The sequence below is a fragment of the Chlamydiifrater volucris genome, assembly GCF_902806995.1.
In the GTDB taxonomy this organism is placed as follows: domain Bacteria; phylum Chlamydiota; class Chlamydiia; order Chlamydiales; family Chlamydiaceae; genus Chlamydiifrater; species Chlamydiifrater volucris.
On record NZ_LR777654.1, the window covers coordinates 335129 to 347585 of the forward strand.

Below are 12457 nucleotides of genomic sequence, written 5' to 3' on the forward strand. Positions count from 1 at the left end.
TTTCTAGAGAGCTTAGTGCACGAAACTTTTCTGCAATGTTTTCTATTGCATAGGTCTTTCTGAGGAGCTTTTTGTGAAGTGACTAGGGCCATTTTCGCTTTAGAGGACAGGTTTTTTGTGGTAAAAGCAGTGCTTTGTTGATTTTGCAAGATAAGAAAAAGAGGATTTTATGTCAGTTGAAGGTAGTACATCGGTACAAAGTCAAAGTTTATGTTCTTTTGAGAAGCTCATGTCTCCTGTAAAGGGTATTTATGGTGGATTATTTGGTGCAGTGGATAGTGCATCGAAAGCTAAATATGCAGTTGTGGCTGTTGTAGCTGCTGTAGCAGCCTTTTTTGCTCTGGCAGCGTCTACTACAGCTGCTAGTGCTTTGGGGCTTTTTGTCTCTGCAAATGTTGGTGCGGCACTAATTGTAACAGGGGCTGCCTTGGCTGTGGTCTCCGTTCTGATGCTTATTAAGCTTTGCAGGGCTTTTAAGGTGGACGGTCAAGCGGAAGGGAAAGATGCTTCATCGACTCCTCAAGCATCTGGTGGTGGAGATAAAGTAAAATCTAAGAAGAAGTAGTTTTAGGCTTCTCTAGCGGTGGAGGACCTCTGTTGTCTTATTTATAGAGATGACAGGGGTTCTTTGGTTTTTAAAATCTTTTTCTCACTGTTTATTTTTGAGCTTTTAGATTCAATATTTTGAATAATGGTTTTTTTTGAGTGTTTAGAAGTTAGGTTTTTGGTTTACAGTGTTATATAAATTATTTTCATATAAATCAGTTTGTATTAGAATGTCCCGCTAAGCTTTTTCTTGGAGTAACTCTTATGAAGCTTTTCTGCAAAAATGTCATGACCCGATTGGGGTGTAAAGATGTCGGTCTTGGTCACGTGTCTAGAATGCGGCCTGGAGTTTGTGTGGACAGAGTTCGGGCTGCGATCGTTGGAATCGTATTTTTTCTGGGAGTGACGTCTCTCCTCTCTGGTGGGGCTTGTTTTCGAGGAGCTGTCTCCGGTGGGGCTTTAGTTGTGTCTGGGGCTATTTGCATAGCACTTGGCATAGTTCTGTTGGCTCTTTCGATTGCATGGATTGTGAAGATGTCGGGGATAAGTATTTGCAGTTGTTTAGGCGGTAAAAAGTAGATGTTTTTTGTTTCTCTAGGGGAAACGGTTTAAGAATTTATTTAACAAATAAAAAAGAGGATTTTATGTCAGTTGAAGCTAATAGTACTGGTGTTTCTTGTGCAGATAGATGGGCGAACTACTCTTCTAAGGTTAAGGAAGCTTGCTCTGGTTTTGTCAACACGATTAAAGATTCGGATCAGCTAACCAAAGCTAAGGGGGTTGCTATCCTCGTTGCGGCCATTGTTGGTGCTCTCTTGACGGGAGTTGGAGCGACTCTTCTTACAGGTGCTTTTTCTATGGCAGCATTGGGCTCTGCTGTTTTGGGGTTGGCTTTGGTAGCTGTATCTGCTGTTGCTTTCATTAAGCTTTTTGGCTCCGTTTTAGCTTCTAAAGCTGCTGTTGAAGCAGAAAAGACAGAATTGGAAGAAGTTGCTAAGAAAGCTAGAGATGATAAGGAAGCTGCTGAAGCAGAAAAATCTGCTTTAGAGTCTAGAGTTCAAAAAGCTGAGTCGGATAGAGCAGATCTGCAACTTGAAGCTTCACTTCTTAAGGAGAAGATTGCCAAATTAGAGTCTGAAGTGAAAGAGCTTGAAGCAGAGAAAGCTCAATTGGGCGTTGAAAAGATGAAGTTGGAAGCTGGTTTGCAAACCTCCGAAGAGGAAAAAGTCCAAGCAAGTATAGCAAAACTTGAGCTGGAGTGTAAAGTGCAGGAGCTGGAAGAGAAGAGAGAGTCTTTAGAATCTAAAATTCAGGATCTTGAGGAGCAAAAGGTTGCTTTAGAAGCCAGATTGCAGGAAAAAGTATCTTCGTCTGTTGAATCTAAGGGAGGGACAGGTATTGCTCTAACTAGGCCTGTCGTAACGTCTGGAGGAATTGCGACAAGCTACTCTAGCGGAACAGGGAGTTTGACTGGAATATCTTTAGGACAAACTAGTGTTACAGGCTTTAGTGAGACAAGCTTCTCCGGTTCAGCAGGATCTGTGGCGACTCCTTCTTCGGGTACAGAAACAGAAAGCGAGTTCGGAAAAGAAGGAGAATCAGGCGGTGGAGATGGCGACTTCGAGGGTGTGGAGTAGTAACTACAGTCATCACTAATGCGTATAAAGGCTTTTTGAAAACCTCTTGGGTTCTTCGAAAGGCCTTTTCTTTTTGGCCATACTTTAGCATAGAAAGCTTGCAATCTTCCAGGATGCTTAATATATTAGCGTGGACGTCTGTCTGATATTTTTTGAGGGATTGAGGAGCTTGTCTAATGGTAGAAGTTAGTAGTTTTCAAGGGGAGTTTCTTGGAGATTATAGGATTATCAAGCGTCTTGGCAAGGATTTGTGGAGCGAAAGTTTTTTAGCTGAACACAGGTTTATCAAAAAAAAGTACTACCTAAGAGTGTTATCCTCAGAGTTTTTAGAGCAAGAGTCTTTCTTTGGAAGGTTTCAGGAATTGATTGTTCGCCTGACAGCCTTGGACCACCCGGGAATTATTAAAATAGAGAATGTTTCTTCGTTTGAAGATAGGTATTTTTTAGTTAATGCTTACGAAGAAGATTTTGGCGCGTTTGTTACCCTTACTCAATATGTTTTTGGAAACCGGACTCCAATTGGAGAATCAGAAGTTGTCGCCATCTTGGAAGGTATAGCGGAAATTTTAGATTACGCCCATAATATGGGTGTTAATCATGGGGAGTTGCACCCAGATAAAATTTTTCTAAAGAAATCTGACGGAAAACTCCAAATTTTTATCCAGGAGTTTGGTTTTGGAGAGTTGTTAAGAGAGCATTTCCCTAGAGCTTTGTTCACATGTAACTTTCAAGAAACGACTGCCAGGGAGTTATATCTTGCTATAGCAAAGGATATCGCTTTCCGTTCTTCTAGTTATGGTTCGAAGGATGAAAGGAAAGAAGATGTGCATGCTTTTGGAGCATTAGCCTATTTTTTGTTATCGCGGAAACTTCCTATCAACAGGTCAATGGACTTTTTAGAGGAGCGGGATTATTCATACGATTGGAAGAGACTTTTTCAAGTTTCCTTCTCAGAGCATAGCAAAGAGATAGTTTCTCTGTCCTCATTGATCCTTAAGAAGGCACCTGTTTCCTCAGCTTTAAATATTGCTTCTGGAGTTGTTGATCAAGTTGAGATTAAGAATGTTGCAGATGAAGAATCCATTAAGGTTTCTAGTTTAGTAAAAGAAGAAGTCTCTGAGGGTGTTTCTTTGCCTGATGAGGTTTTTAATGAAGTAGTTAAACCAGAATTTGTTTTGGTGGAGGCGCAGTCTATTGATGAAGCCATGGATACTTCGTATGGGCAAGAAAGCGCGGAAGAAGATCTTTCGGAAGGTTATACAGGCATATTACAAGCAATATTATCTAGGGAGCCGGTTGTTAGCCAATACAAGGAGAAAGGAAGATTGCCTGTTGAAGTAGAACCCCTGCTCACAGATATGGTGCTCGTCGAGGGAGGAGAATTTTCTAGAGGGTCTATGAGTGGTAGTAGAGATGAACAGCCTGTTCACAAAGTGGTTTTAGATGCTTTTTTTATGGATATTCATCCAGTTACAAATGAGCAGTTTATCTTGTTTTTAGAGCATTGTGGTAACGATAAAGACAAAAATTGTAATGATTTTATTCGTTTTAAGGAGTCTAGGATTCGTAGGACTGCAGGTAAATTTGTCGTTGAACCTGGATATTTTGCGCATCCTGTTGTGGGAGTGACTTGGTATGGGGCTTATTACTATGCAGAGTGGGTTGGTAAGCGACTTCCGACAGAAGCTGAGTGGGAGATTGCAGCTTCGGCTGGTTTATGTGTAAGTTACCCTAACGGTAACGATTTAGATAAAACTCAGGCAAATTTCTTTAGCTCTGATACCACTGCGGTGATGAGTTATCCGGCAAATCCCGTAGGTTTATACGACATGGCCGGTAATGTTTACGAATGGTGCTTTGATTGGTATGGTTATGATTATTACGAGCATTCCTCTCAAGAGCCTTATGCTCCTAAAGGGCCTGTACAAGGGGTGTATAGGGTACTTCGGGGTGGATGCTGGAAGAGTTTAAAGGAGGATTTGAGAGTCTCTCACCGACATCGAAATAATCCTGGAACAGTTAACGGCACTTACGGGTTCCGTTGCGCTAAAGATGTTCGGTAGATAATGACGGGTGTTCTTGTGGATAAACAGGCCTATCTAGATCTGTGTAAGTTAGTGGAGGAGCATGATTATAGGTATTATGTTTTGCATGCTCCAAGCATCTCAGATTATGAGTATGACTGTTTAGTAAGACAATTAGAGAGTATAGAAAAAAAACATCCGGATTGGAAAGTACCTTCATCTCCTACCGAAAAACTGGGGGACAACATCAGTAAAGGTGCCACGGTAGCGTCACACCAAGTATCGATGTTGTCTATTGCTAACGCGTACTCTATGGAGGAATTGTGCGAGTTTTTTGATCGAATAGAAAAAATACTAGGTTTTTCTCCTGAATACACAGCAGAATTGAAGATAGATGGCATCGCTGTTTCTTTGCATTATGAGAAAGGTTTTTTTAAACAAGCTCTTAGCAGAGGGGATGGTAGGGTTGGAGAGGACATTACAGCAAATATTCGAACGATAAGAAATCTTCCTAAACGGTTGGCAGATGAGTATGCGGCACGCTTTCCGGTTTTTGATGTCCGAGGAGAAGTGTACCTTCCTAAGGTGGCTTTTGAAGAGATTAATAAGTTGCAAGCGAGGGAGGGAAGGCCTTTGTTCGCGAACCCGAGGAATACTGCTGGGGGCACTTTGAAATTATTGTCTCCAGAAGAAGTTGGTAGACGGAATTTGCATATTTCTATGTATGGGATGTTTCTAGGAGATTTTTGTGAGAAGCTATCTTCACATTACGACGCACTCCTTCTGTGTTCTGAAATGGGGTTTCCTGTCGATAGTCGTCCCTCTAGATGCACATCTTTCGAAGATGCTAAAGAATATATTCAAAACATAGAGCAAATACGGGACGATTTACCTATGGAAATTGATGGCGTGGTCATCAAGGTCAATGATGTTGACGCTAGGGATCTTTTAGGAGCCACAGGAAAGCATTACCGTTGGGCTATAGCTTACAAATTTGCCCCGGAGCAAGCGGAGACCCTTGTAAAGGACATCGTGATTCAGGTCGGGCGAACGGGAGTGTTGACTCCCGTTGCTTTATTGGAACCTGTATCTCTTTCTGGCAGTATAGTATCTCGGGCAACTCTTCACAATGAGGAAGAGGTGAAAAGAAAAGATATTCGTGTAGGGGATAGTGTACTCATAGAGAAGGGGGGGGATATTATTCCCAAGGTTGTGAAAGTTTGCTTAGCCAAAAGACCAGACGGTAGTAAACCTTGGAGTATGCCGGATATTTGTCCTGTTTGTTTCTCAAAGGTTGAGAGGAAAGCTGGTGAGGTTCTCGTCCGCTGTGGGAATCCTCTTTGCTCGGCTAGCGAGATAGGCAGGTTACATTTTTTTGTCAGCAAACCTGCTTTTGATGTGGATCATGTAGGGCCTAAGATTATTTCCAAATTATTTGAGATAGGCTTAGTGACTCGTCGATCTGATATTTTTCGGCTTAGACGAGAAGATCTTGAGAAGATTCCTGGATTTAAGGAGAAGTCTGTAAGGAATATCCTAAACTCCATAGAGAGGTCTAAAAATATCTCTTTAGGGAGGTTTATTTTTTCTTTGGGAATACCTCTGGTTGGGGCCAGTACTGCAGAAATTCTAGCAAGGCGTTATGGAACTTTAGAGGCATTTTGGTCGGCAACCAAGGAAGAATTAGTATCTATCGGGGGGGTAGGAGAAAAAGTAGCGGAATCTATAGTCCGGTTTACTTCTTGTATAGAGAATTCTAGAGAGGTCAAGGAGCTGCTATCTTTAGGGGTTTCTATAGAGCCTACCAAGATTTCTTTAGAGAATCATGAATCTTCTACCTTCCATAATAAGACTGTCGTTATCACGGGGACTTTAGAAGGATTTACAAGGAAAGAGGCTGAGAGAGCCGTTTTATCCAGAGGGGGTAAGGTATCTTCTTCTGTTTCTTCTTCCACGGATTATTTAGTTGTGGGAGATTCTCCTGGGTCAAAGTACAGGAAAGCCTTAGAATTAGGAATAACCATTCTTGATGAAGAAGGTTTTCGTGCATCGCTTTAGTTTTTAAATTTTTGTTTACAAAGATTTCTTTTTATTAAGAATTTTTAATATTCATAGAATAGTTTTTAATATCTTATTTATGTATAATACTCTCTTTAAAGTTCTTATGTTTTTATTTTTTAAGGTATATGAAAAGTATCTCTTCCATAACTTCATCTCTGACCTCTACAAGGAGTGTTGAAAACTCCACAACTGCTGGGTTTCGCTCGGAAATGGAGGTTCGTTTCATAGCTCTAGAGGCTATAGAATCAGAGTTGGAAACCATGGAGAAAACAGACCTTAAGAAGCTGAAATTACTTAGGGTGGCATGGATTATTTCTATGATCGTTGGAACAGCAATATTTTTTGCTATTCCCGTGAGTATGATTTTTGGAGTACCATTGTGGCTTCCTATTGTGATTTCCTTGGGGCTTTCCTTGGTTATTGGATATGCAGGAGGAAAGATCGCTAACAAAAGACAAGAGATACTTCACCGCTACGAATTCTTAAGAGCCTATCGTCATCAGCTCTTGAAGGGAAACATTGCTAAGAAACCTCTCATTAAGAAGTTTGATATCAAAAAAGAAGAATTATTCTCTGGGTTGAAGTCAGGTTTTCAGAAGCGGCTAGAGAAACTTAGAAATGAGCTGCTTTTTGGAAAGAAATCTGCGGACGTGCAAGATAGTTGCTCGACTATAAATGCTCTCGATCTTCAAGGTGAAACTTTTGCTTTACGCTATCGAATGCAAGACTTGTTGTTGGAGGAAGAAGATAACAGGGTAGCTTCTTGGCAAGAGTTTTCGAAAGTGGTTGCAGATGTCAATAACAAGCTGGTTAAGGGGGAATGCGAATCAGAAACATTGGAATCAGTCTCTTTAAGTGCTCTTATGGCTGGAGGTGTTCAGCACCTGATGATGCCTCCCAAAGATTTCTCTGAAAAATCCGATAAGGTACAACGTCTTTTCAAGTATGGGGCTCAGGTTATTTCTTCTTTGCAAGAAGATTTTTCGCGTTACGACAAGATTTTCTTTAATCAGGATCTCTTAAAAGAATTTTCTCCTCTTCCCGATGCAGTTAGGTTGTTTAGAGAAAGTTCTAACTTATTATTATTGGACATTTTGGGTCGATTGCATTCCTTGGAAAGTCTTAATGAAGTGGTTCTTAATCAAGAAGTTGTTATAGAGAATCTCCAGAAAGACATTGAAGCAGGTAGTTCGGTTGAAAAGCTATATTCTCAGATCTACCAAAAAACGAACGAAATTCAAAAGTTATTATCTGATGGATTATCTGCACAGAGGTATCGAACTATCTTTGGTAGCATTCTGTCTGAATTGGAGCTGCTTTACAGACAATTAAGATTTTTTGAAATAGGATCTTCGATAGAAGCAACCCCTACAAAAGGTTGTGCTGATGAAGAGACGCAGATGTTATTATCTCCAACAGAGACGACTTCTACAGAGACTGTAATGCTAGATTTTTCGAAGAAGTTGAAAGATCTCACGCATTCGTTTAAGGCCAATCTCAACACAACAAAAGATCAGCAAAGTGTCCAACATCTCCTTGAGCTATTATCTCGAATTCAAAATGGCATAATTGACATTCCCTTAGGGAAATCTACTATCGAGAAAGTGAAGAAGCTGGAAAAAAATCAGAAAATTCTTCGAAAGGCTCAATGTAATTTTGTCTCAAAGCTTACCGAACTTGGGGATGAGTCCTTCCTGAATAAAGTGCGTATGGGGACCCGGGGATGTTCTGCTATCTCAGCTGAGATCAATAAGGCAATAGCTTCGACTCCAGAAAGAAAAATGTTTTCTTGTCGTTTATTGTTGTCTTCAGCTAAGAAGCGGCTAGAGGATAGTTATTGGGGGGTTTCTGGGGCGGATTCTTCTGAGAGTCTTTTAGGAGAGAAATCGTCTCTTCTTGCACGCATCCAGGTCTTGGAAAATGAGTTAGAACTTTTAGAAAAAGACTTTACTTCATTTAAAGATTATCAGCTATCTAAGCTATTCTTCAAGGGAGCTCAGGAAGAACTACAGAAGATGACGAGCGTGATAACTGCTTCCCGAAGTTCTTCACAACAAAATATGGACGAACTAAAAAGAATTGCGGATAAATTAGGTCAGATAGGAAGAGAAAAGGGACCTTTAAGTGAGTCAGTTTTTGTTTCTCCTCAGGAGCTTCGGGGCATAGTTTTAAAATATGGGGAATTCCACCAAACTATTCACACTCTCCTTTCAAAAGTTTCGGGATGCGTAGAGGAAGTTGGTAGAGGTTGTGAATCTAACGCTATTTCCTTTAAAAAATTGCTTTTAGAAAAGGACTCTACTTTATCGAAGAGAAGCACTCGTATAGCTGAAGAGATACAGAAGAGGAAAGATGCAGAAAAAGCTTCTCTTGCTAACGAGAATCAACAACCTGTAAAAGATATTTTATCGGGGTATTTAGACAAGTTGGAAGCTCTCCGGAAATGCATGGAGGATTTTGAGGAAGTATTTTCTGCGGAAGAAATTATCGCAGAGAAGGCGTTTTCTAGTGCTGACAGTTTCCTAAAAACTTTGGGTGAGGCGAAGGGTGATGCTTCCCTAGTGCAGTCTGTTCTGACGGCATTATCTTCTTCTACTCAAGAGCTTAGTTTAAACCAACTTTGTTCAGATATCAACCGGTCAAAGGGGTTAACAAAGTCTGATGAAAAGGTTATCTCAGACTCTGCTGAAGAAATTAAAAAAATTCGCAACAAATTAGCAAGCGGATTAGAAAATCTTGCATTGCAAGCGAAACAATCTCTCAGGGCATGGAACTTATCAAAGTCTGTTGCGACCACAATATTGTCTTTGTGTATGTTTATAGCCGCTATATTTTTACTCAACGTCCAATTATGGTGGCTACCTATTCTTTTCGTGGGTGTAGGGTCTGTCTTTATTGGCATTAACCATATCTTTGACAAAGTAATAGAAAATAAAACGAAAGCCATGGTTACGGAACAAGTGGCTTTGAAACTTTCTGTTGAAGATTGCATCACAGATTCCGATTTTGGAGATAAAAATGTTGTTAGACTTGCTGAGTTGCAAAAGAATCTGGGATTGGACGGCTGCCACAGAACCTGGGCTCAAGAGGTTGTTAAGGAACTAGAAAATACGACGACCGGTGAAGAGTTTAAAGACTTCCTTGCCACCAAAGAGAGTGCTGTTAAACAGTTAACATCTTGGAAGCGGGAACTGGACAGAAAAGTGAACAAACGTTTTGGTTTTAAGTCAGACTCTCCTGCTGCAGAAATTTTTCCTCAGGATTCCCAATGGCAAAAGCGTCTTGCTCTTCTTGATAAGGAGAAAGAACTTTTATCTAATGAGGATGCTGTGGCAGGTAGGTTGAATAGAGTGCGAACTCTCTTGCAAAAGCTATCTAATGAGCAAGCATTTTCAGAATCTTTAGATAATCGTGTAGCCAAAGGTAAAGATTTACACAATCGAAATATTCGAGAGAGTGCCTTCTACGATCTTTTGATGAAGCATCTTACATCTAGTATAGAGCTAGCTATGTCGAAAAAAAATGAGACGTCAGAGCAAGTTTTGGTCGAGAGATATTCAAGATCAATTATCGATTTAGCTAAACAGACTTGTTCTTCTGATAAAAGGGTTAAGGAAGAAGCTATAGAAGCTTTTGATAGAGAAGTATTTCTAGCGATGGAAAATAATTCCATTAGCGATGTTTTAAATTCGTTATCAGTTCTTTGTGGTTCAAAGGCATTTACTCCACTAAAAGGTGCTTCAATTACTCGAGGGGGAGAATTGGCGACTTCCTTGAGTAAGATTAGACGAGCGGGTTGTGATCAGCTATCACCTGTGGTTAAAGCAGTATTTAGTAACGGAAAAGCGAAGTTGAATGATGTCATCCGGTCTATAGCATCTTTGTTATCTTCTCAAGGTATTGCCCAAGGCAAAACTTTAACAGACCTGCTCGCGGAAGATGAGAACTCTTTAGTGAAAGCTTCTGTTGCAAAACCTGCTTCAGGGGCACTATCAATAATAAATACTTTTGAGAAAAAGTTTTCTTCAGTAGTGGGATTGAGATTTTCCACTACTGGGGATAATGTTGTAGAAAAAATCAGAGAAGTTTCTGAAGATCTTAGCGCTCTTCGTGAAGATGTTATATCTGAAAACAAATCAAGTATGAGCTTTTTTGCAAAGGTTGCTGGAGAAAAAATAGAACGGTTAGTGTACGGTGAGCACGTGAAATTTCGTAAGGAATGTGGATCTCTCAGAGAATTGTGTGCCTACGTTGAGAAATCATTGCAGGACCCTTCTTTCAATCACGAAGGACTTTTGAAGAGCATTATTAAAAAATTGTCAGATTCCCCGATCTATCTTTTGAAGGAGGAACTATCTTTCAACAAAGCTAGATCTCTTTTAGTAAAACAGAAAATACAGGAATACAATTTGCTTGAGGAGAGGAGCTGCTTTGTGAAAGCCATCGTATCCGAGAAGTCCAAAGAATATCAAGCACTGGAGCTTGAGCGAGTAGAATGCGAAAAACTTCTAGACGGGATAAAAGCGGCGGTGAAGAAGACTCAAGACCAGTTAAGCTTGCTCCAATAGGTTTGTTTTCTAGACAGCGGGCTTCACAAAGATGCGTAGAAGGTAGGATATCAATTCTTGCAATTTGAAAGAATGTGTGCAGTACCCTATGTAACGATCTGGCCTGATAACAAACAAGGTTTCCGATGTAGCGTTGTAGGAAGAAAAGATTTTCGGATCTTTAGCTACGATGACTTCAATCCAGTCACCGTACTCCTCTTTGATAGCATTTATGAGCTCTGGTCTATCCTTAAAGAAGATAAGCAAATGTTTAAAACCTTCAAGAGAGTCCAAAAGAAAGGAACCATCATCTAATTTTATGTCAATGGCCCTGCTCCCAGGGCGTAATTCAGAAGAATTCTTTTCTTTGCTTGAATTTTTGATGATCGCACTGTTCGTGTAACGAAGGGCTTGGTGTGGGCGATAATACTCTTTCTTTCCGGGAAAGACTCGGCAGTAGCTTTTTAAAAACCAGTAAACAAAGGCTGATGAAAGAGAGCCATAGAAAGGTAAATGATGAGGCTTTTTCTGCATGTGTTTGCCGACGTAAGGGAGCATGCGACTTTCTTTGACTTCTTTGGAAGTTAACAACGTTTTGGGAGATTCTTTTTTGAGTACCAGCAAGAGCTTCCAGGCCAAGTTACAAGCAGCGTGTATGTTACTGTTGACTCCAGAAAGGTAAGACAAAGAGAAGGTGTTAGCAGAGTTTCCTACAAACAAAATATTATGGTGGCTTTCAGGCAAAGAGAAGTGTGTTGTTCTGATGGAAGAGCCTTCAGGCTGAAGAACTAAGTTGTTAGTATATAAGATTTTTTTGCACAACTTGGGAGAGGGATGAGAAACCCCTGACAACCAGAGAACACGGCTCTCCAAATGCGGGTTATAAAAAGCAAAATTCAAGAAGCTTCCATTGGCGGGCAGAATGTGAATGTAATCATCACTTAAATGGTCGCTCTCTCTACAAAAGACCGTGCAACTTTCTTTTGTGAGCTTTTTGAATTTACCACCAGCTTTTATAAGCTCTCTAACGTTTCGATTATCATCAGATTCGCACGCTAGGATCCATTTGGGAGACAAAATCTCTCTGTTTTCAAAGTTATTAGCTTCAGAAATCTTTTCAATGAAGATATTATTGTCGACAAGGGTCACAGGACGCATGTTCCAATCGATGACACCACCGAGGTTGCAAAATTTATCGATTAAAAATTTTTCTAAAGTTTTATAAGTAGTTGATAAGGAGTAGGGCGTGGCAGAGTGTGAGGGTGGGTTGAATTTGAAAGCTATAGTCTTTTTATGCCAATTATACTGAGCGCCCAAAAGTTTATGTCCCCGGTTAGGAAAATCATCTAAAAGGTTCATTCCAGCTAAAAGCTCTAGAGAGGAACAGGAAAGAATAGCGGGAACATCTTGAGCATCAGAACTGCCCACAGGTCCGTCAGGACCCTCTCGGTGATCAATAAGTTTTACAGAAAAACCTCTAGCAATGAGGTGAGATGCTAGGATTAACCCTGTTGGGTTGGCTCCGATAACCAAAACTTCGGCCATGACGTAAAGAACTCATCTTGAAGCATTCTACAGGGTGAAGTATAGAGTAATTTGAACAGAAGAAGCAAGCTTCTTTTATTGCGTGAGAATTTTTTTC

At 40.4% G+C, this 12457-nt stretch carries 7 protein-coding genes; 6 read left to right on the forward strand and 1 reads right to left on the reverse strand.

The window, feature by feature from the left end; all coding sequences use genetic code 11:
- Nucleotides 1-169 precede the first annotated feature (169 nt).
- The 6 genes from KJA62_RS01450 (at nucleotide 170) to KJA62_RS01475 (ending at nucleotide 10836) form a co-directional block, all read left to right on the forward strand.
- Nucleotides 170-565, forward strand: a complete 396-nt coding sequence (locus tag KJA62_RS01450; protein WP_213318272.1) for a hypothetical protein — start codon at nucleotides 170-172, stop codon at nucleotides 563-565.
- Between the two features lie 245 nt (nucleotides 566-810).
- A complete protein-coding gene (locus KJA62_RS01455; protein WP_213318273.1) occupies nucleotides 811-1125 on the forward strand; it encodes a hypothetical protein in 315 nt (104 codons plus the stop codon).
- A gap of 65 nt (nucleotides 1126-1190) precedes the next feature.
- The gene (locus KJA62_RS01460) at nucleotides 1191-2183 is read left to right on the forward strand and encodes a hypothetical protein (RefSeq protein ID WP_213318274.1); all 993 of its coding nucleotides are present in this window, start codon (nucleotides 1191-1193) and stop codon (nucleotides 2181-2183) included.
- Nucleotides 2184-2359: 176 nt separating this feature from the next.
- Nucleotides 2360-4246, forward strand: coding sequence for an SUMF1/EgtB/PvdO family nonheme iron enzyme (locus KJA62_RS01465; protein ID WP_213318275.1), 1887 nt, complete (start codon nucleotides 2360-2362; stop codon nucleotides 4244-4246).
- A gap of 3 nt (nucleotides 4247-4249) precedes the next feature.
- A complete protein-coding gene (gene ligA / locus KJA62_RS01470) occupies nucleotides 4250-6265 on the forward strand; it encodes an NAD-dependent DNA ligase LigA (protein WP_213318276.1) in 2016 nt (671 codons plus the stop codon).
- A gap of 128 nt (nucleotides 6266-6393) precedes the next feature.
- Nucleotides 6394-10836, forward strand: coding sequence for a hypothetical protein (locus KJA62_RS01475; RefSeq protein ID WP_213318277.1), 4443 nt, complete (start codon nucleotides 6394-6396; stop codon nucleotides 10834-10836).
- 9 nt (nucleotides 10837-10845) lie between these two features.
- Here the strand turns inward: KJA62_RS01475 and KJA62_RS01480 are convergent, their stop codons facing one another.
- The gene (locus KJA62_RS01480) at nucleotides 10846-12360 is read right to left on the reverse strand and encodes an FAD-dependent monooxygenase (protein ID WP_213318278.1); all 1515 of its coding nucleotides are present in this window, start codon (nucleotides 12358-12360) and stop codon (nucleotides 10846-10848) included.
- Nucleotides 12361-12457: the final 97 nt, after the last annotated feature.

Excerpts from the sequence above, each read along its gene's own strand:
- KJA62_RS01450 (WP_213318272.1), top strand. The coding sequence starts at position 170 with ATGTCAGTTGAAGGTAGTACATCGGTACAAAGTCAAAGTTTATGTTCT.
- KJA62_RS01455 (WP_213318273.1), top strand. The coding sequence starts at position 811 with ATGAAGCTTTTCTGCAAAAATGTCATGACCCGATTGGGGTGTAAAGAT.
- KJA62_RS01460 (WP_213318274.1), top strand. The coding sequence starts at position 1,191 with ATGTCAGTTGAAGCTAATAGTACTGGTGTTTCTTGTGCAGATAGATGG.
- KJA62_RS01465 (WP_213318275.1), top strand. The coding sequence starts at position 2,360 with ATGGTAGAAGTTAGTAGTTTTCAAGGGGAGTTTCTTGGAGATTATAGG.
- ligA (WP_213318276.1), top strand. The coding sequence starts at position 4,250 with ATGACGGGTGTTCTTGTGGATAAACAGGCCTATCTAGATCTGTGTAAG.
- KJA62_RS01475 (WP_213318277.1), top strand. The coding sequence starts at position 6,394 with ATGAAAAGTATCTCTTCCATAACTTCATCTCTGACCTCTACAAGGAGT.
- KJA62_RS01480 (WP_213318278.1), bottom strand. The coding sequence starts at position 12,360 with ATGGCCGAAGTTTTGGTTATCGGAGCCAACCCAACAGGGTTAATCCTA.